Genomic DNA, 19,700 nt, shown 5'->3' on the forward strand with positions numbered 1-19,700 from the left:
AGGATTTATTTATCGAAAGATGGCCGTCGAAGCGCTCGTATCGGTATGTGTTTCGTCATGAAACAGGGTGTTGCATAACGCTATGACCGATGTGTAGCGCTCGGCCCGGCGGCCGAGCGCTACACAAAGTATGACTTTGGCGACGCGTTAGCATTTTTTTTCGGAACCTGACAAAGTGCGCCGAAACGTCATGGAGGAGAATGTCGTGGACAGCGAAGCGCCCGTAATGTATCGGCCCAGCGAACAGGCCGTCTCGAGCTCGATAATGTTCGATTACATGCGCTGGCTCGAGCGTCAGGGATACGGCAGCTTCGACGACTACGCCGCGCTGCATCGATGGTCGGTGGATGCGCTCGAGGATTTCTGGCGCAGCATCTGGGACTACACCGGCGTGCGCGCCGAGCGTGGTCCGGATCGCGTACTCGATACCCGCGAGATGCCGGGCGCGCACTGGTTCCAGGGCGCGCGGCTGAACTTCGCCGAGAATCTGCTGCGCGAGGCCATCGACGGCGACCCCGGGCGAACCGCCGTCGTCGGCGTATCCGAATCGCGGGCCGAGGTGCGGCTGTCCTACGGCGAGCTACTGACGCAGGTGGGGGCGATGGAGGCCTATCTGCGCTCGGTGGGCGTGCAGCCGGGCGATCGCGTGGCCGGCATCGTCGCCAACACCCACGAGCCCATCGTCGCGATGCTGGCCTGCACCAGCATGGGGGCGATCTGGTCGTCGGCCTCGCCGGATTTCGGTGTCGGCGGCCTGGTCGATCGCTTCGCGCAGATCGAGCCGCGCGTGCTGATCACGGTCGACGGCTACCGCTACGGCGGCAAGGACTTCGAACGCATCGACCATGCCGCGGCGGTGTGCGAGCGGATCCCGTCGATCGAGACCGTGATCGTGACGGCCAACGGCGATCAGACTCCCGAGCTGAACAGTCGTGACGGCTTCGTATCCTGGGACGCGGCGCTGGCGGCCGGCCGCGGCGCACAGCCGTCATTCGTCGCGCTGGACTTCGAGCAGCCGGTCTACATCCTGTTCTCGTCCGGCACCACGGGCGTGCCCAAGTGCATCGTCCACGGCGCCGGCGGCGCGCTCATGCAGCACAGCAAGGAGTTGCTGCTGCACGCCGACATTCATCGCGACGATGTCTTCTTCTACTTCACCACCTGCGGCTGGATGATGTGGAACTGGCTGGTCTCGGGCCTGCTCACCGGCGCGACGCTGGTGCTCTACGACGGCAATCCGGGCCATCCCGATCTGGACGTGCTGTGGGCGCTGGCCGAGCGCGAGGGCATCACCCATTTCGGGACCAGTGCCAAGTTTCTCGCCGGCTGCCGCAACGCCGATCTCGCGCCCGGCCGCGATCACGACCTGTCGGCACTGCGCGTGCTGCTGTCCACCGGCTCGCCGCTGTTGCCGCCGGACTTCGACTGGGTGTACGAGGCCGTGCGCTCGGACGTGCTGCTGGGCTCGATCTCCGGCGGCACCGATCTGGTGTCGTCGTTTGTCGGCTGTTGCCCGCTGCTGCCCGTGCGCCGGGGCGAGATCCAGTGCCGCCTGCTCGGCATCGACGCCCACGCCTTCAACGACGAGGGCGAGGCGGTGATCGACGAATGCGGCGAGCTGGTCTGCACCCAGCCCGTGCCGTCCATGCCGGTGAAGTTCTGGAACGATCCGGACGGCAGCCGTTATCGCGCGGCCTATTTCGACACCTTTGCCGGCGTCTGGGCGCACGGCGACTACATCCTGTTCACCGCCGAGGGCGGCGCGATCATCTACGGGCGCAGCGACGCCACTCTCAACGTGGGCGGCATCCGCATCGGCACCGCCGAGATCTATCGTCAGGTCGAGCCGCTGGAGGCCATCGCCGACGCCATGGTCGTGGCCCAGCCGCGCGGCGAGGACAGCCGCATCGTGATGCTGGTGGTGCTCAATCCGGGCCACGAGTTCGACGACACGCTGGCGGCCACCATCCGTCGCCGGCTGCGCGAGCACGCCAGCCCGCGCCACGTGCCCGGGCTGATCGTGCCGGTGGCGGCGCTGCCCTACACGCGCAGCGGCAAGAAGGTCGAGGTGGCCGTGGCCAAGCTCCTGCGCGGCGCGACGGTCGACAACACCGGCGCCATCGCCAATCCGGAATCGCTGACCGACATCGCGGCGATCGAGGCGCTGGAGATTCCCGCCGGCGGACCGGGCGGCGCCGGCGCCTGAGTCGTCAACCGCGCGGCTGCGTCGCCGCGAGCGGCTCGCCCACCGGGATGACGTCGTTGAGGGCGCAGAAATCGATGATGGCGCGCATCTGCGCCGGTGCGTTGACGAAGCGCAGGCTCGCACCGGCCGCGCGCGCATCGCGCACCCAGGCCAGCAGCAGGGCGACGCCGGCGCTGTCGACCCGAGTCACGCCGGACAGGTCGATGACCGTCTCCGCGCCGCGGTCGAACCAGTGTTCCGAGTCGCGCAGGCGCCGCGGTGCGGTCTCGGCGTCAAGCTCGCCCGATACTGCGGCGGTGGCGTCGCCCGTCTCGCCCATGTTCAGCCGTCCGAGTTGTATCGGGCTTCCATGCGCTCGATGAGCGACTCCAGGCCGCCGTTGCGGATCTGCGAGTTGAACTGGCCGCGGTAGTTAGTCACGAACGACAGATTGCCGACGCTGCCGTCGTAGATCTTCCATTCGCCGTCTACCACGTGCATCTGCAGGCTCACCGGCACCTTGTCGCCTTGGTCATCCGTGATCTGGGCACGGAAGGTGATGTCCTCGGCGTCGTCGTCGCCGCGGACCGGCAGGTACTCGATGCGCTGCTGGTCCTGGAAGCTGAGCAGGCCGTTGCCGTAGGTGCGGATCAGCATGTTCTGGAACGCCTCCTGGAAGCGCTCGCGCTGCTCCGGCGAGGCGGTACGCCAGGCGCGGCCGAGCACGAGCTGCGACATGTATTCCATGTCCACCAGCGGCACCAGTTCCTGCTCGATCAGCGTGTAGAGTTCCTGCGGGTTCTGGCGCAGCTCGTCGCGACGGCCCTCCATGCTGTCGAGAATCGTCTGCACGGTCTCGCGCGCCAGCTCCTCCGGCGGTTTCGGGGCGGCGAGCGCAATCGCCGGCAGCAGAAGCGACAGCGCCATCACCTGCAACAGGCGCTTGAGCAAGGGGGTGCGGGGGGTTCGCATCATGGCGGATTTCACTCTGGGGGTGATTGGGCGCAAGTCTCGATCGGCCGGCATTAATCCGGCCTGAATCGATCGCGTCACGGAGCCGACTCGTTGTCCGGTGCGGGGGCGCCGCGCGAGCCGGCATCGCCGGCGCCCATGCTGGTCATGAACTGGCCGATGAGCTGTTCCAGCACGACCGCGCTCTGGGTGATGATGAAGCGGTCGCCGTCCTCCATGTTCTTCATGGCGCCGCCGGGGCCGACGCCGACATACTGTTCGCCGAGCAGGCCCGACGTCAGAATCTGGGCGTCGGAGTCGCGCGGAATCTTGTAGCGCTCGTCGATGCGCAGCGTGGCCACCGCCTGATAGGTCTGCTGGTCCAGCGTGATGTCGGCCACGCGACCGATGCGCACCCCGGCCATATTGACCGGCGATCCCTCGTTGAGGCCGCCGATGTCGTTGAAGGCCGCGGTGACGGTATAGCCGTCGATGCCGCTGGTATCGGTCAGGTTGCTGACGCGCATGGTGAGGATGAAGATCGCCGCGATCCCGAGGCACACGAAGAAGCCGACGAGTATTTCCACTGCACGAGACTGCATAGACTGATCCTGATTTCCGCCGAGCAGGCTAGTTGCCGCCGAACAGCACGGCGGTCAGCATGAGATTGGCGCCGAGGATGGCGAGCGAGGCGATCACGACCGTATTGGTCGTCGCCCGCGACACGCCCTCCGAGGTGGGGGGCGCATGATAACCCTGATAGACCGCGACCCAGGTCACGATGGCGCCGAACACGCCGCTTTTGAGAAACACGTTGATGATGTCGCCGCCGAAATCGACGTTGGACTGGATGCCGCTCCAGTAGGAGCCGGCGTCCACGCCCAGCATGTCGACGCCGACGAAGTAGCCGCCGCCCGCGCCGATCGCCATCACGCAGAAGATGGCGGTGAGCAGGGGCAGGGCGATCACGCCCGCGGCGAAGCGCGGCGCCACGATCCGGCGCACCGGGTCCACCGCCATCATCTCCATGCCGGACAGCTGGTCGGTGGCCTTCATCAGGCCGATCTCGGCGGCCAGCGCGCTGCCGGCACGGCCGGCGAACAGCAGGCCGGTGACCACGGGGCCGAGTTCGCGTACCACGACCAGCGCGACCGAGGTGCCGAGGGCCTCCTCCGCGCCGAAATCCACGAGCAGCCGATAGCCGGACAGGGCCAGCACCATGCCCACGAACACGCCCGCCACGACCACGATCACCAGTGAGAGCACGCCCACCGAATAAATCTGCTCGACCAGCAGCCGCGGCTTGGTCACCAGCGACGGCAGATTGCGCAGGATGCGCACGAGAAAGAGCGCCGCCCGGCCGAGTTCGGCGATCCAGTCGGTGGCGGTGTGGACGATGGCCCGGACGTCGCTCATCCGCGCTCTCCCGTGAGCAGCTCGTCGGCGTAGGGCGCGCCGTGATAATGGAAGGGCACCGGCCCGTCGGCCTCCGCGTGAATGAACTGCTGCACCCAGTCGGAGCGCGAGTTGCGGATATCGTCGGGCGTGCCGTGGTCGATGACCGTGGCGTCCGAGATCACGTAGACGTAGTCGGCGATGCCCAGCGTCTCCTTGACGTCGTGGCTGACCACGATGGCGGTCAGGCCGAGCACGTCGTTCAGACGCCGTATCAGCCGCAGCAGCACGCCCATCGAGATCGGATCCTGGCCGGCGAACGGCTCGTCGTACATGATCATCTCGGGGTCGAGGGCGATCGCCCGCGCCAGCGCCACGCGCCGGGCCATGCCGCCCGACAGCTGGGCCGGGTACAGCCCGCGCGCGCCGCGCAGGCCCACGGCCTCGAGTTTCATGAGCACGATGTCGCGGATCAGGCGTTCGGGCAGCCGCGTGTGCTCGCGCAGTGGAAAGGCGACATTGTCGTAGACCGACAGGTCGGTGAGCAGCGCCCCGGATTGGAACAGCATGCCCATGCGCTTGCGCTGTTCGAACAGTTCGCGCTGCGACATGCGGGCGACCTCGGCGCCGTCGAAGCGCACCGAGCCGCGCGCCGCGCGCCACTGGCCGCTGATCAGCCGCAGCAGGGTGGTCTTGCCGGTGCCGCTGGGGCCCATGATCGCGGTGATGCGCCCGCGCGCGATGTCCACGTCGACGCCGTCGTAGATCACGTGCGCGCCGATCGCGAAGTGCAGATCGCGCACCTCGACGAGGAGATCGCTGTTGTCACGGGGCCGCGCAGGCCCGGGAGTCTCTGGAGTCATGAGCCGTCACGCGCGGAACTTGCGCGCAAGCCTATCAGATGGGAACGCCGGACCCGTGCTCTACGTCGTTGATCCCGAGGGCGATGCAGAGCTGGGCGCCGAGATCGTCGGCCACCCGGTCCAGATCGCCGGGCCCGCCGAGATCGGCGATCTGGGTCATCGTCAGGCCGTGATAGCCGCAGGGATCGATGCGCGAGAAGGGCTCCAGGTCCATGTTCACGTTCAGCGCCAGGCCGTGATAGCTCGCGCCGCGGCGCACGCGCAGGCCCACCGAACAGATCTTGGCGCCGTCCATATAGACGCCGGGGGCATCGGGTTCGGCGCGGGCGGCGATGCCGTAGCCGGCCAGCGTGGCGATCACGGCGTTCTCCAGCGCGCTGACGAGGCTGCGGATGCCGATGCCGTGCCGGCGCAGATCCAGCATCAGATAGGCCATGATCTGGCCGGGCCCGTGATAGGTCACCTGGCCGCCGCGATCGATGGGCACGACCTCGATGTCGCCCGGTGCCAGCACGTGCTCCGGGCGGCCGTTCTTGCCCTGGGTGAACACCGGCGCGTGGTTGAGCAGCCACAGCGCGTCAGGCGTGCCGGGCCCGCGCTCGTCGGTGTAGGCCTGCATCCGGTGCCATACGGGGCGATAGGCCAGCGGGGTCCAGCCGTAGCGGCGGATAGCCAGCGGTGGCGAGCTCACGAACGGCTCACAGCGCCATGACGATGTCGTCGCTCGCGGTCAGCGCCGCATAGATCGCGTCCAGCTGCGCCTGGCTCTGGGCGGTGATGTGCGCGGTCACGGACACGAAACGGCCGCCGCTGCTCTCGCGCCGCGACAGATCGGCGTGGGTGAGTTCGGGCACATGGGGCTTGAGCAGGTCGTGGACGACCGCCTCGAAGCCCTCGCCCTGCCGGCCGAAGGCCTTGACGGGGAACCGGCAGGGGAATTCGAGCAGCGTCTCGCGGTCGTCAGTCATGGAGTCCAGCCTGCAGCCAGCCGCGGACCCGCGTCCAGAGCGGCCCGGGCACACCGTCGCCCACGCTGGCGCCGTCCAGCCGGGTCACGGGGAATATCTCGCGCGTCGACGACGTGATCCAGACCTCCTCGGCGGCGCGCAGCGCCTCGGGGGTGAGTGTATCCACCTCGGCGTGGTCCAGTGCCTGGGCGCGCGCGATCCCGAGCACCACCCCGCGGGTGATGCCCGGCAGGATGGTGGGCCGCAGCGCCGGCGTGACCAGGCGGCCGTCGATCACGGCGAACACGTTGGAGGATGTGCCCTCCAGTACGGCGCCGTCGCGCACCAGGATCGCCTCGGTCGCGCCCTCGGCCCGGGCGGCGTCCGCGGCCAGCACGTTGGCCAGCAGCGAGGTCGACTTGATGTGACAGTCGCGCCAGCGCGTGTCGTCTGTGGTGATCGCCGCCAGGCCCGCGGCCAGGGCCTCGGGGTCGGGCGCGGCACGGGTCTGGCAGAAGGCGACGACCGTGGGCTCGACGTCGTGCGGGATGCGGTGATCGCGGCGCGATGGCGCGCCGCGCGTCACCTGCAGATAGATCGCGAGATCACCGCCGCCGTTGACCTCGACGAGTTCGGCGAGCAGTGCCCGCCAGCCGTCAATGCCGTGCGGGTCGGCGATCCCAAGGGCGTCGAGACTGCGGGCCAGCCGCTGCAGGTGGTCGTCCATGCGAAAGGGGGTCCCGGCATAGACCGGAATCACCTCGTAGACGCTGTCCGAGAACAGGAAGCCGCGGTCCAGCACGGACACGCTCGCATCCGCGAGCGGCAGGAAGCGGCCGTTGACCCAGGCGGTGTCGGGGGCGGTGTCGGTGCGCATGGCGGCCTACTCGAACATCATCATGACTTCGTCGGTCAGGCGGCGGATGATGCCGCCCTCGGCGATGGCCTGGCCGGCGTAGAGCGGCACTTCCGCCAGGGTCTCGTCGCCGTATTTGACGTGCAGGGTGCCCAGGCGCTCGCCGTCCTTGACCGGCGCGCTCAGGTTGGACGGCAGCTCGGCGCTGGTGGACAGCTCGTCGCGCTTGCCGCGCGGGTAGGCCACGTGGACCGCGCCGTCGGCGACCACCGGCAACATGGTTTCGTCGCCCTTCCAGACGCGGATCTCGGAGATCTGCGTGTCGGCATCGAACAGCTGGCCGCTCTCGTAGAAACGAAAGCCGTAGTTCAGCAGTGCCTGGCTCTGCGACTTGCGGGCGTTGTTCGAATCCGTGCCGGTGACCACCGAGACCAGCCGCATGTCGTCGCGCTTGGCGGTCACCGCGAGGCAGTAGCCGGCGGATTCGGTATGGCCGGTCTTGCCGCCGTCGACGCTGTCGTCGGACCACAGCAGCGAGTTGCGGTTGTACTGCTCGATGCCGGCGTAGGTGAACTTCTTCTGATGGAAGTACTGGTCGTAGAGGTCGGGGAAGTCGCGCACGATGGCGCCCAGCAGGCGCGCGATGTCGTGGGCGCTCATCACGTGGTCCTCGTGCGGCCAGCCGCTGGCGTCGACGAAGTGACTTTCCGTCAGCCCGAGATCCTGCGCGTACTGGTTCATGTAGTCGGCGAAGGAGGATTCGGTACCGGCCACGTACTCGGCCAGGGCCACGGTCGCATCGTTGCCCGAGGAGGTGATCATGCCGTGCAGCAGATCGTCCACGCTGACCTGGTCGCCGACTTCGATGAACATCTTCGAGCCGCCCATCTTCCAGGCCTTCTCGCTGATCGTGACCTGGTCGTCGAGGGCGATGTTGCCCTGGTCGATCTCGTCGAACAGGATGTAGGTCGTCATCAGCTTCGTGATGCTGGCGGGCTCGATCGCCTTTTCCGCGTTCTTGGCCGCCAGGACCTGTCCGGAATCGAAATCCACGAGAATGTAGCTGCGTGCCTCCAGGTTCGGGGGGTCCGGGATCGGCAGCGAGGCGGCCAGTACCGGCGTGGCGACGAACAGCAGAACAACGGCAAAGAAAAGGCGAGTGGCGTGGTGCATCGACTTCGACTCGGTGGCATGAGAGTGACTGGGCCGGCGACGCGGGAGTTTATCGCGTGGATCGGCTGCGGGCTAACGTTCGACCGCGCGCGCGGCGAAGCCGTGTTGGGTCAGGATTCGCTGGGACGAGCGGCGGCGGCGCGGATCGTCGAAGGGGCCGACGCGCACGCGATACAGGGGTGTGGCCGCGCTCGGTTCGATGATCGACACGCGCTCGAAACCGGCGGCTTCGAGGCGCGTGCGCAACCGGTCCGCGTTGGCGGCCTCGCCGAAGGCGCCGGCCTGGAGATACAGGCGCGGGCTCCGGCGGCTTGACGGCGGGCCGTCGGCAACCGGAATCGCGCGGCCGGGGGAGCCGGAAGCACTCGTGGATGCGGCCGCGCGGCGGTCATCCTGCGGGCCGGATGCCGTGGGCGTGGTGCTTCGCTGCGCGGTGCGTTCGGGCGGCTCGGACGCCCGGCGTTCGGCGCGCAGGCTTGCCGGCGTGACGGTCTCGATGCGCACGGGCGCGCTGCCGCGCCTGACCACGCCGAGGCGTCGCGCGGCGACGTAGGACAGGTCGATGATGCGGCCGTCGTGGAAGGGTCCCCGATCGTTGACCCGCACGATCGCCTGCTTGCCGTTGTCGAGATTGGTGACGCGGACATAGCTCGGGATGGGCAGGCGCTTGTGCGCCGCCGTCATCTTGAACATATTGTAGTCCTCGCCGCTAGAGGTGCGTCGGCCGTGGAACTGACGCCCGTACCAGCTGGCGCGGCCGGTCTGGGAAAAGCCGGCCGCGCTTTCCAGCACGTAGTACGTCTTGCCGAGTGCTTCGTAGCTTGCCGGGTTGCCGTATTTGGATTTCGGCTCGTCGCGTGGCACGGCATCCTCGATCGAGTCGAGGTCGATGCGCTCGTTCTCGGGCGGACCGTCGTTCTGATAGTAGCCGCCACCGCCGCCCGCCGAACCGCCGGTGCTCCGGCCGGAAGTGCTCGCGCAGCCGGCCAGCATCAGAGCGGCCAGCACCGCCGTCGCCGGGATCCACGCGCCACGCATCAGCCTTCGGCGTCCTGGCGGGCCGCCGCGATCTCCTGGCTGAGCTGGTAGACGGCCATGGCGTAGAGCGGGCTGTGGTTGTAGGTCGTGATCACGAAGAAGTTGTTCAGCCCGACCCAATACTCGGTGCCGTGGGCGCCGTCGAACTCCAGCAGGCCCACGCGGGCGTCATCCGCCGGCGGCGCGTCCACCCGGATGCCGAGCCCGCGCAGCGCGTCCCAGCGATAGGCCGGTTCGCGTTCGCTGCGCTCGATGCCGTCGATCTGATCGGCGTCGCCCACCCAGGCGGGCAGGGCGACGCGGGCGTCGCGCTCCCAGCCGTGCTCGGCGAGATAGTTGGCCACCGAGGCGATGATGTCGGCGGGCTCTTCCCAGAGATCGCGCCGACCGTTGTCGTTGCCGTCCACCGCGTAGGCGCGATAACTGGAGGGCATGAATTGCGGCTGGCCCATAGCCCCCGCATAGGAGCCGACCTCACGGTCGCAGTCGAGCGACTCCTCCACGCAGAGCCGGATGAAACCTTCGAGCTCGCGGGTGAAGTAGTCACTGCGTTCCGGGTAATCGAAGGCCAGCGTGGCCAGCGCGTCGAGCACGCGGTCGTTGCCCAGCACGCGGCCGTATTTCGTCTCCACGCCGATGATCGCGGCGACGATATGGGGCGGCACGCCGGTCTCGTCGGCGACGCGGTCGAAGATCTCGCGATGCGCGGCGATATAGTCGGCGCCGAGCGCGGCTCGCTCGGCCTGCAGGAAAATCGGCCGGTAGTCCCCCCAGGTCAGCGTGCGTTCGGCGGGCGTGCGCATCTTTTCGACGATCTCCGGCTGGTATTCGGCCTCGGCGAGGAGCGCGCGCGCGGCGTCGATGTTCACGCCGTCGACGCCCTCCAGCCGTTCGAGCAGGGCCCGTCCGGCCTCGCGCTCGGCGTAGTTGCCGCCCGGCGCGGCGAGCAGGGGCGCGGCGGCCAGCGCCAGCGTGATGAGAGCGATGGATCGAATCATGTGGCGAGCAGCTTCCGGTGGGTGTGGATGGACATGAGGATGCCGAAGGAGGCGAGCAGGATCACCATCGAGGTGCCGCCGTAGCTGATCAGCGGCAGGGGCACGCCGACCACCGGCATCAGCCCGGCGACCATGCCGATATTGACGAACACGTAGATGAAGAACGTCAGGCTCAGGCTGCCGGCGGCCAATCGCTGGAAGGTGTCCTGGCTCTTGGCGGCGATGTACAGACCGCGGGCCACGATGAAACAGTACAGCGCGAGCAGCGCCATCACGCCGAACAGGCCGGTCTCCTCGGCGAAGACGGCGAACACGAAGTCCGTGTCCGACTCCGGCAGGAAGTTCAGATGCGCCTGGCTGCCGTTGAGCCAGCCCTTGCCGAACAGCCCGCCCGAGCCGATCGCGATCTTGGACTGGGAGATGTGATAGCCGGCGCCGGTCGGATCGCTCGCGGGGTTGAGAAACGTCAGCACCCGCGCCTGCTGGTACTCGTGCATGTTGAACCACAGCAGCGGCGCGGCGGCCGCGGCCAGCAGCGCGAGCACGAGGATGACGCGCCAGCGCAGACCGGCGAAATAGATGGCGAAGGCGCCGGCGATCGAGATCAGTAGCGATGTTCCCAGGTCCGGCTGGTTGGCGATCAGGCCCGCGGGCACGGCGATCATGGCCGCGGCGACGGCGACCCGGGCGAGCGTCGGCGGCAGGCTCTTGTCGTGGAAATAGGCCGCGATCGCCAGTGGCGCGGCCAGTTTCATGATCTCCGACGGCTGAAACCGCATGAAGCCGAAGTCCAGCCAGCGCTGTGCGCCCATAGCGGTGTCGCCGATCAGGATCACGAGCGTGAGCAGCACTACACCGAGCGCGAACAGCCAGGGCGCACCGACGCGGAACCAGTCGGGCGGGATCTGGGCGATGATGAGCATGCCGAGGATGCCGATCCCGAAGCGGATCGCCTGGTTGAGGACCAGCGTCGTCGACTGGCCGGAGGCGCTGTAGAGCACGAACAGGCCGACCGCGCCGCCACACAGCAGAGCTACCAGCAGCTGCAGGTCGATGCGCCAGTAGACCAGCCACTCGGAGAGTGTCGACGGGGCGTTGGCCGCGGTCTGCGTGGTCATTGCGGCGTCTCCGTGCTGGCCTGAAGCATCGGTTGATCGGCGCGGTAGGCGTCGATGACTTGACGCGCGATGGGGCCGGCGACGCTGGAGCCGCCGCCGCCGTGCTCGACGACCACTGCGACCGCGATCTCCGGGTCCTCCACCGGTGCGAAGGCTATGAACAGGGCGTGGTCGCGAAAGCGTCGTTCCACATCCTCGATGTCCGGCGCTGCCTCGTTCTGGGCCAGGCCCGCCACCTGAGAGGTGCCGGACTTGCCGGCGATCGAATAGTCGAGATTCTGGCCGACATAATGGTGCGCGGTGCCGCGCGGCGCGGAGACCACATCGACCATGCCGTCGATGACCACCTGCCAGTGATCGCGGTCCTTGAGCTCGATCGGCTCGAGCGGCCGCGGCGGCGCGCTTTGGAAGCTCTCGTCCGAGGGCGCCTTCCAGCCGCGCAGCACATGCGGCTGATAGCCTGCCCCGCGCTCGGCGATCAGGCTCGTCATCTGGGCGAGCTGCAGCGGCGTGGCGGTCATGAAGCCCTGACCGATGACTGTGTTCAGCGTTTCGCCGGGGTACCAGGGCAGACTGCGCGCACCGCGTTTCCATTCGCGGGAGGGCATGATGCCGCTGGATTCGCGCGGCAGGTCGATGCCGGTCGGGCTGCCCAGACCGAACATGGCACCGTAGCGATGCAGGTTGTCGATGCCGAGCTTGAGCGCAAGCTTGTAGAAGTAGACGTCGGAGGAGCGATAGATCGCCTCGCGCATGTCCACCCAGCCGTGGCCGGTCCGCTTCCAGTCGCGGTAGCGGCGCTCGCTGCCCGGCAGGGTGATGTAGCCGGGGCACCAGACCTTCTTCGTCGCGGGGACGGCGTTGGTCTCCAGTCCGGCCAGTGCCATGACCGGCTTGATCGTGGAGCCCGGCGGGTAGCGTCCCTGCATGGCCCGGTTGTAGAGCGGCATGTGCGGATCGCTGGTCAGCTGCCGGTAATCGTCATGGCTGATGCCGTCCACGAACAGGTCCGGCTCGTAGCTCGGTTTGGAGACCATGGCGAGTAAACCCCCGGTCTCCGGGCTCATCGCCACCACGGCGCCGTCGTGGTCGCCCAGCGCCTCGTAGGCCGCGCTCTGCAGGCGGGCGTCGACCGTCAGATAGAGGTTCTCGCCGGCCGTGGGGCGGTTCATTTCCAATTCCCGCAGCGCGCGGCCGCTGGCATTGGTCTCGACCACGCGCGAGCCCGGATAGCCGTGCAGACGGGACTCGAAGCTGTACTCGACCCCGGATTTGCCGATGTGATTGGAGCCGCGATAGCGCGTGTTGTCGACGTGATTGAGATCCTCGGCGGTGATGCCGCCGACATAGCCGACCAGGTGCGCGGCCACGCGGCCCAGCGGATAGTGGCGCGTCAGACCGGCGCGGATCTCCACCCCCGGAAACGCCCCGCGGTTGACCTCGAATCGTGCCACCTCGCGCTGGCTGAGATTCATCCGAATGGGCACGCCGCGAAAATCCGGCGTCTTGGACAGCCGATCTCGAAAGCGTTGGCGATCGGCCTCGCGAATCTCGACCACCTCGCCCAGCCGGTCCAGCGTGGCATCCAGATCCTCGACCTGCTCGGCCACGATCTCGAGCCGATAAGCCGGCAGATTGTCCGCCAGCACGACCCCGTCGCGATCGTAGATGAGCCCGCGCACCGGCGGGATCACCTGGACTCGCATGCGGTTGTCCTGCGAGCGGGTCTCGTAGTAGGCGTGCCGGTAGACCTGCAGATAGGCCACGCGGGCGACCAGGGTCGCCACCATCACGCCCAGCACCGTGCCGATGACGAGCGTGCGCACGACAAACAGACGTCGCTCCGCGGCGTGGTCCTTGATCGCGTCGTCTGCGGCCATGCTGGTATGTGCGCTCCCGTCCCCTTGCGCCCGTTCGGGCAGACATTCTTGAATACGGCGTTTGTCCGCCGGCTCAGTTGGTTAGAGCCGAAACTTCAACGTCATCATCATCCGACCTCGAATTCTGCGATACGTTCCAGCAGAAACGTCCATAGAGGCCAGATCAGCGGCGTCGTCAGCACGGGCAGCCAGCGCCACCACTGGTTGACTTCCGCGCCGGCGACGCCGTCGATCCAGAACAGTACGAACTCGTAGGCCACGATGGCCGGCGCGATCAGCAGACTCTGCTGCCACGGCGGAAAACTCCAGAGCAGCTCGCGCATCTGGACCACCAGGTACGCAGCGACCGCGAGCGCCAGGCCGTGCTCGGCGAAGGGCGTACCGTAGATGACGTCGATCAGAATGCCGCAGACCCAGGCCGCGACCAGGCCGAAGCGCAGCGGTTGCATGAGCACCCAGAACAGCACCGTCGCCGGATAGAAGGCGGGCCGGGCCGCGGCCAGGGCCTCGGGCAGCGGCAGGAGCGTGAGCAGCAGACCGATCGCCAGCGTGAACAGGATCATCAACCCGCTCACGTGATGATTGGTGATCATCGATCGTCGCTGCCGGCATCGGCCCGATTCGCGCCATCGGCCGCGTCGGCCGTGTCAGCCGACGGCTTCTCGTCATTCGCCTTTTCCGCCTTCGCTCCGGTGTCACTGGTCCACACCAGCAGGACTTCGCGGCCCCGGTTGAGATGGGCCGCGGGCTCTGCGACCACGTCCAGGAATTCGTCACCCGGCTTGTGATCGACATTCTGGACCCGACCGACCGGATAGCCCGCCGGGTAGCGGCCGCCGAGGCCCGAGGAGACCAGCAGATCGCCGTTCCGAACATCCGCGTTGTTGGCCAGAAATGGCAGCCGCAGTTCGTTCGATCGGCCGGTGCCCTGGGCGATCGTCTGCAGTCCGGTGCGATTGATCTCCACCGGAATGCCGTGATTGGCGTCCGTGATCAGGATCGCGCGCGAATCGAGCGGGGTGACGTCGGTCACCTGACCCATGATGCCGTTGGCGTCGATCAGCGCCTGGCCCTTGAAGACCCCGTCCGCGCTGCCCTTGTTGAGCTTGATGCGATGGCGGTATGGGTCGGGCGTGACCGACAGCACGCGAGCGATCAGCACGTTCTGATCCAGCGAACTCGCCGAGGCGAGCAAGGCGCGGATGCGTTCGTTCTCGGCCTCGAGGGCGGCCAGCCGCTGCAGCCGCGCCCGCAGCAGCAACACCCGGCGGTTGAGCGCCTCGTTGTCCTCGATCAGCTCGCCGCGGTTGAAGTAGCGGCCGAGGTAGTCGGCCACGTCACCGGGCATCTCCGCGGCGATCTGGATCGGCTGCATCGCGATTGCGAGCGTGCCGCGCACCGGGGCGAGCGCATCGTGCGCGTTGTCGACCATCATCAGCACGACCGAGACGATCGCGATCGCCACGATCTTGATCCCCGGCGAGACACCGCGACCGCGCAGGGGGCCCTTGTTGTCGTCGTCGTCGGCGAATCCGCGCACTTAAAGCCCGTGTCGTTGGAAACCGTCGCCGCCGCACGCCGGACGCACCGGCGCGGCACATCGCGCACCCTCCGTCACGCGCCGGGCCGGGCGGCGGAGATGAGCGTCCGGGGCTGCGTCCTGGCAGCACGTCTGCGGTCCGTCGGCGTACTCGTCATGCGTACCCCGCCGTACGGTAACGGCAATATGGACGGTGAAGAATAGGGGCGCGCGGCGGCGCCGCGCAACTCGCGAGTGGGCCTATTCCAGCGCGAAGACCTGGCCGGCCTTGCGGTCGATCATCTCCAGCAGAATGCCGCCGCCGCGGGCTACGCAGGTCAGCGGATCGTCGGCCACGATCACCGGCAGGCCGGTCTCCTCGGAGATCAGCTTGTCCAGATCGGCGAGCAGCGCGCCGCCGCCGGTCAGCACGATGCCGCGTTCGGCCACGTCCGAGCCCAGCTCCGGCGGGGTCGACTCCAGCGCCAGCTTGACCGCGCTGGTGATGTTGGACAGCGGCTCCTGCAGGGCGTCGAGCACCTCGTTGGAGTTGAGCGTGAAGCTGCGCGGCACGCCCGCGGAGAGATGCCGGCCGACCACCTCGATCTCCTTGACCTCGTGGCCGGGGAAGGCGGTGCCGATCTGGTGCTTGATCGATTCCGCCGTGGCCTCGCCGATGAGCATGTTGTACTGGCGCCGGACGTAGTTGACGATCGCTTCGTCGAACTTGTCGCCACCGGTGCGCACCGACTCCGCGTAGACGATGCCGTTGAGCGAGATCACCGCGACCTCGGAGGTGCCGCCGCCGATGTCGAGCACCATCGAGCCGCGGGCCTCGCTGATCGGGATGCCGGCGCCGATGGCCGCGGCCACCGGCTCCTCGACCAGATACACACGGCGCGCGCCGGCGTTGGAGGCCGATTCGCGGATCGCCCGGCGCTCGACCTGGGTCGAGCCGTAGGGCACACAGACCAGCACCCGCGTCATCGGCCGCAGGAAGCGCTTCTTGTGCACCTTGCGGATGAAGTGCTGGAGCATCTTCTCGGTGACCGTGAAGTCGGCGATCACGCCGTCCTTGAGCGGCCGGATGGTGCTGATATGGGTCGGGGTGCGCCCGAGCATGCGCTTGGCGTCGGCGCCGACCGCCTCGATACGCTTGCCGCCGCGGGCATCGGTGCGCACCGCCACGACCGACGGTTCGTCGAGCACGATGCCCTGGTCGCGGGCGTAGACCAGCGTATTGGCCGTGCCGAGATCGATCGATAGATCGTTGACGAACAGGCCGCGAAAGTTTTCCAGCATTAGAGGGGCACCCGAGCGCAAGTACGATACAGCGCGCCAGCCACGCGCTGCCGTGTCGCGCCTTCGAGCGCGACACGGTCAAGGGCGCAATGCTAGCAACGGGGGTGGGCCACGGCAACGCCGCGGTTCGGCAAGCGGTCAATTATGCTAGTTTTATGCGCCGCGCTGCGGTGCGCGGGCATTCACCGACAGACCCAAGACAGGCAAGCACTCGTGAGTCTGACCGACGATCAGGTACGCAACGTGGCGCGGCTGGCGCGCCTGGGCCTCGACGATGCGCGCATCGCCGAGCATGCCGGCGAACTGTCGAACATCATCGACGTGTTCGAGTCGCTGGCGCAGGTCGATACCGACGGCGTTGAGCCGATGGCGCATCCGCTGGATCTGACCGCCCGGCTGCGCCCCGACGAGGCCGTGCCGGTGACCACGCGAGACGCCTTCCAGGCGATCGCGCCGGCCGTGGCCGACGGCGTCTACCTCGTGCCGAAGGTGATCGAATGACGGCCGAAAACGGCATCCGGTCGCTGGTCGCGCGCCGCGCCGCAGGTGAGATCTCGGCCGCCGAGATCGCCGCGCACTATCTCGAGCGCATCGAGCGCCACGACGGCGACCTCAACACGCTGATCAGCGTCTGTGCCGAGCGCGCCCGCGCCCAGGCCGAAGCCGTCGACGCCGGCACCGCGGCGGACGGGCCGCTGGCCGGCCTGCCGCTGATCCACAAGGACATCTTCTGCACCGAGGGCGTGAAGACGAGTTGCGGTTCGCGCATGCTCGACAACTTCATCGCGCCCTACGACGCCACCGCCGTGGCGCGTCTGGCCGCGGCCGGTGCGGTCACGCTCGGCAAGGCCAACATGGACGAGTTCGCCATGGGCTCGTCGAACGAGACCAGCTACTACGGCCCGGTGCGCAACCCGTGGAACCGCGACTACGTGCCTGGCGGCTCCTCCGGCGGTTCCGCGGCCGCGGTGGCCGCCGGGCTCGCGCCCGCGGCCACCGGCACCGATACCGGCGGTTCCATCCGTCAGCCCGCGGCCCTGTGCGGCGTGACCGGCATCAAGCCGACCTACGGCCGGGTGTCGCGCTACGGCATGATCGCCTTCGCTTCGAGCCTCGACCAGGGCGGCTGCTTCGCGCGCTCGGCCGAGGACTGCGCCCACGTGCTCGGCGCCATGGCCGGTTTCGACGCGCGCGACTCCACCTGCGTGGAGCGGGACGTGCCCGACTACGCCGCGGCCCTGGACGGCAACATCCGCGGCCTGCGTATCGGGCTGCCGAAACAGTACTTCGCCGACGGCCTGGAGGCGGGCAGCCGCGCGGCCATCGACAAGGCGATCGCGGAACTCGAGGGTCTCGGCGCCGAGCCCGTCGAGATCGAGCTGCCGCACACCGATCTCGCGGTATCGACCTATTACGTGATCGCGCCGGCCGAGGCCTCGTCGAATCTGGCTCGCTACGACGGCGTGCGCTACGGCCACCGCTGCGCCGATCCGGTCGATCTGGACGATCTCTACAGCCGCTCGCGGGCCGAGGGCTTCGGCCGCGAGGTCCAGCGCCGTATCATGGTCGGCGCCTATGTGCTCTCGGCCGGCTACTACGACGCCTACTACGTCAAGGCGCAGCAGACGCGACGGCTGATCGCCGACGATTTCACCCGCGCCTTCGCCGACGTCGACCTGATCGCCGGGCCGGTCACCCAGGCGCCGGCCTTCCGGCTGGGCGAAAAGCTCGACGATCCGGTGTCGATGTATCTCAACGACGTCTACACGCTGCCCGCCAGTCTGGCCGGGCTGCCCGGCATGTCGGTGCCGGCCGGCTTTGTCGAGGGGCTGCCCGTGGGTCTGCAGCTGCTCGCGCCGTGGTTCGAGGAGGGGCGTCTGCTCAACGCCGCCCATGCCTTCCAGCAGGCCACTGACTGGCACACGCGCCGTCCGCCGGGCTACGAGTCGCAGGAAACGCCATGAACTGGGAAGCGGTGATCGGGCTGGAAGTCCACATCCAGCTCGCCACACAGAGCAAGATATTCTCCACCGCGCCGACCGCCTACGGCGCGGCGCCCAACGCCCAGGCCAGCGCGGTCGATATCGCGCTGCCGGGCGTGCTGCCGGTGATCAACGCGGGCGTGATCCGCATGGCCACGCGCTTCGGCCTGGCCATCGACGCCACGATCGCGCCGCGGTCGGTGTTCGCGCGCAAGCATTATTTCTATCCGGACCTGCCCAAGGGCTATCAGATCAGCCAGTACGAGCTGCCGATCGTTGCCGGCGGGCATCTGGACATCACCGTGGCCGGCCGCGACAAGCGCGTGGGCATCACCCGCGCGCATCTGGAGGAGGACGCCGGCAAGTCGCTGCACGAGGCGTATGAACGCGAGACCGGCATCGATCTCAACCGCGCGGGTACGCCGCTGGTAGAGTGCGTCTCCGAACCCGACATGACGAGCGCGGCCGAGGCCGCGGCCTATGCCCGCAAGCTGCACTCGCTGGTGACTTATCTGGGCATCTGCGACGGCAACATGGCCGAGGGCTCGTTCCGGATCGACGCCAACGTCTCGGTCCGCCCGGCGGGTAGCGTCGAGTTCGGCACCCGGACCGAAACCAAGAACGTCAACTCCTTCCGTTTTCTGGAAAAGGCGATCGACTTCGAGATCGAACGCCAGATCGACGTCCTCGAATCCGGCGGCACCGTCGTTCAGGAGACCCGGCTCTACGATCCCGAGGCCGACGAGACGCGCAGCATGCGCAGCAAGGAGGAGGCGCACGACTACCGCTACTTCCCGGATCCGGACCTGCTGCCGGTGGCGATCGACGCCGACTTCATCGAGGCCGAGCGCGCGGACCTGCCCGAGCTGCCCGACGCCAAGCGCGCGCGTTTCGTCGCCGACTACGGCCTGGGCGACGACGACGCCGCGGCGCTGACGCAGTCGCGTGTGCTCGCCGACTATTTCGAGGCCACCGTGGCCGCCGCCGGCGGTGACGCGGCGAGCCAGGGCAAGCCTGCGGCCAACTGGATCATGGGCGATCTCTCCGGTGCCCTGAACCGCGAGGGCCGCGGCGTGGACGCCTCGCCGGTGAGCCCGTCCCAGCTCGGCGGCCTGATCGCGCGGGTCGCCGACGGCACCATCTCCGGCAAGATCGGCAAGGAGGTCTTCGAGGCACTGTTCGCCGGCGAGGGCGAGTCCGCGGACGCGATCATCGAGGCCCGTGGCCTGCGGCAGATCACCGACACCGGCGCCATCGAGGGCTATGTGGACCAGGTCATCGCCGACAACCCGGACCAGGTGCAGCAGTATCTCGACGGCAAGACCAAGATCGTGGGCTATCTCGTCGGCCAGGTCATGAAGGCCTCGCAGGGCAAGGCCAACCCCAAGGACGTCAATCGGATGCTCGTCGCCAAGCTCGACGCGCTCTAGCCTTCGTCGAGGCGTATTGCCCGGCGCCGGACGACGGCGCGCGATGACAGTGGGTACGCGAGA

At 68.0% G+C, this 19,700-nt stretch carries 20 protein-coding genes; 4 read left to right on the forward strand and 16 right to left on the reverse strand.

Annotated features, from left to right (window positions below; translation table 11 throughout):
* Positions 1–190: 190 nt before the first annotated feature.
* The gene (locus SAOR_RS09115) at positions 191–2,206 is read left to right on the forward strand and encodes an acetoacetate--CoA ligase (protein WP_123631156.1); all 2,016 of its coding nucleotides are present in this window, start codon (positions 191–193) and stop codon (positions 2,204–2,206) included.
* 4 nt (positions 2,207–2,210) lie between these two features.
* Here the strand turns inward: SAOR_RS09115 and SAOR_RS09120 are convergent, their stop codons facing one another.
* From SAOR_RS09120 to SAOR_RS09195, 16 genes are all read right to left on the reverse strand, one after another.
* A complete protein-coding gene (locus SAOR_RS09120) occupies positions 2,211–2,525 on the reverse strand; it encodes an STAS domain-containing protein (RefSeq protein WP_123631157.1) in 315 nt (104 codons plus the stop codon).
* Positions 2,526–2,527: 2 nt separating this feature from the next.
* Positions 2,528–3,160, reverse strand: a complete 633-nt coding sequence (locus tag SAOR_RS09125) for an MlaC/ttg2D family ABC transporter substrate-binding protein (RefSeq protein ID WP_185015613.1) — start codon at positions 3,158–3,160, stop codon at positions 2,528–2,530.
* Positions 3,161–3,234: 74 nt separating this feature from the next.
* Entirely contained in the window at positions 3,235–3,738 is a 504-nt protein-coding gene (gene mlaD, locus SAOR_RS09130; RefSeq protein ID WP_123631159.1) for an outer membrane lipid asymmetry maintenance protein MlaD, read from the reverse strand.
* A 28-nt stretch (positions 3,739–3,766) separates the two neighbouring features.
* Positions 3,767–4,552: a lipid asymmetry maintenance ABC transporter permease subunit MlaE gene (mlaE, locus tag SAOR_RS09135; RefSeq protein WP_123592227.1), complete on the reverse strand. Its 786-nt coding sequence runs from the start codon at positions 4,550–4,552 to the stop codon at positions 3,767–3,769.
* Positions 4,549–5,394 carry an ABC transporter ATP-binding protein gene (locus tag SAOR_RS09140; RefSeq protein WP_123592226.1) on the reverse strand — a complete coding sequence of 282 codons (846 nt, stop codon included), beginning with the start codon at positions 5,392–5,394 and terminating at the stop codon, positions 4,549–4,551. Before SAOR_RS09140 ends, mlaE begins: the two co-directional genes overlap by 4 nt.
* A 34-nt stretch (positions 5,395–5,428) precedes the next feature.
* Positions 5,429–6,085 carry a lipoyl(octanoyl) transferase LipB gene (lipB, locus tag SAOR_RS09145; protein WP_123631160.1) on the reverse strand — a complete coding sequence of 219 codons (657 nt, stop codon included), beginning with the start codon at positions 6,083–6,085 and terminating at the stop codon, positions 5,429–5,431.
* 7 nt (positions 6,086–6,092) lie between these two features.
* Entirely contained in the window at positions 6,093–6,362 is a 270-nt protein-coding gene (locus SAOR_RS09150; protein ID WP_123631161.1) for a YbeD family protein, read from the reverse strand.
* Positions 6,355–7,218: a D-amino acid aminotransferase gene (locus tag SAOR_RS09155; RefSeq protein ID WP_123631162.1), complete on the reverse strand. Its 864-nt coding sequence runs from the start codon at positions 7,216–7,218 to the stop codon at positions 6,355–6,357. The genes SAOR_RS09150 and SAOR_RS09155 overlap by 8 nt, the downstream gene beginning before the upstream one ends.
* A gap of 6 nt (positions 7,219–7,224) precedes the next feature.
* A complete protein-coding gene (locus SAOR_RS09160; RefSeq protein WP_123631163.1) occupies positions 7,225–8,370 on the reverse strand; it encodes a D-alanyl-D-alanine carboxypeptidase family protein in 1,146 nt (381 codons plus the stop codon).
* A 72-nt stretch (positions 8,371–8,442) separates the two neighbouring features.
* Entirely contained in the window at positions 8,443–9,408 is a 966-nt protein-coding gene (locus SAOR_RS09165; RefSeq protein WP_123631164.1) for a septal ring lytic transglycosylase RlpA family protein, read from the reverse strand.
* Complete coding sequence (gene mltB / locus SAOR_RS09170) at positions 9,408–10,406, reverse strand: lytic murein transglycosylase B (protein WP_123631165.1); 999 nt, start codon at positions 10,404–10,406, stop codon at positions 9,408–9,410. Before mltB ends, SAOR_RS09165 begins: the two co-directional genes overlap by 1 nt.
* Complete coding sequence (gene rodA / locus SAOR_RS09175; protein ID WP_123631166.1) at positions 10,403–11,524, reverse strand: rod shape-determining protein RodA; 1,122 nt, start codon at positions 11,522–11,524, stop codon at positions 10,403–10,405. The genes mltB and rodA overlap by 4 nt, the downstream gene beginning before the upstream one ends.
* On the reverse strand, positions 11,521–13,404 hold the full coding sequence (gene mrdA / locus SAOR_RS09180; protein ID WP_123631167.1) for a penicillin-binding protein 2: 1,884 nt from the start codon (positions 13,402–13,404) through the stop codon (positions 11,521–11,523). The genes rodA and mrdA overlap by 4 nt, the downstream gene beginning before the upstream one ends.
* A gap of 107 nt (positions 13,405–13,511) precedes the next feature.
* Complete coding sequence (mreD, locus tag SAOR_RS09185) at positions 13,512–13,997, reverse strand: rod shape-determining protein MreD (protein ID WP_123631168.1); 486 nt, start codon at positions 13,995–13,997, stop codon at positions 13,512–13,514.
* Positions 13,994–14,944 (reverse strand): rod shape-determining protein MreC, encoded by a 951-nt coding sequence (mreC, locus tag SAOR_RS09190; RefSeq protein ID WP_123631169.1) that lies wholly within the window; start codon positions 14,942–14,944, stop codon positions 13,994–13,996. The genes mreD and mreC overlap by 4 nt, the downstream gene beginning before the upstream one ends.
* A 240-nt stretch (positions 14,945–15,184) precedes the next feature.
* A complete protein-coding gene (locus SAOR_RS09195) occupies positions 15,185–16,225 on the reverse strand; it encodes a rod shape-determining protein (protein ID WP_123631170.1) in 1,041 nt (346 codons plus the stop codon).
* A 213-nt stretch (positions 16,226–16,438) separates the two neighbouring features.
* Here SAOR_RS09195 and gatC point away from each other — a divergent pair, with 213 nt between their 5' ends.
* The 3 genes from gatC to gatB are packed head-to-tail and all read left to right on the forward strand — an operon-like array spanning position 16,439 to position 19,637.
* Positions 16,439–16,726, forward strand: coding sequence for an Asp-tRNA(Asn)/Glu-tRNA(Gln) amidotransferase subunit GatC (gene gatC / locus SAOR_RS09200; protein WP_123631171.1), 288 nt, complete (start codon positions 16,439–16,441; stop codon positions 16,724–16,726).
* A complete protein-coding gene (gatA, locus tag SAOR_RS09205) occupies positions 16,723–18,189 on the forward strand; it encodes an Asp-tRNA(Asn)/Glu-tRNA(Gln) amidotransferase subunit GatA (RefSeq protein ID WP_123631172.1) in 1,467 nt (488 codons plus the stop codon). The genes gatC and gatA overlap by 4 nt, the downstream gene beginning before the upstream one ends.
* Positions 18,186–19,637: an Asp-tRNA(Asn)/Glu-tRNA(Gln) amidotransferase subunit GatB gene (gene gatB / locus SAOR_RS09210; RefSeq protein ID WP_123631173.1), complete on the forward strand. Its 1,452-nt coding sequence runs from the start codon at positions 18,186–18,188 to the stop codon at positions 19,635–19,637. The genes gatA and gatB overlap by 4 nt, the downstream gene beginning before the upstream one ends.
* Positions 19,638–19,700 lie beyond the last annotated feature (63 nt).

This window comes from Salinisphaera orenii subsp. orenii MK-B5 (genome assembly GCF_003788635.1).
GTDB classification, from domain to species: domain Bacteria; phylum Pseudomonadota; class Gammaproteobacteria; order Nevskiales; family Salinisphaeraceae; genus Salinisphaera; species Salinisphaera orenii.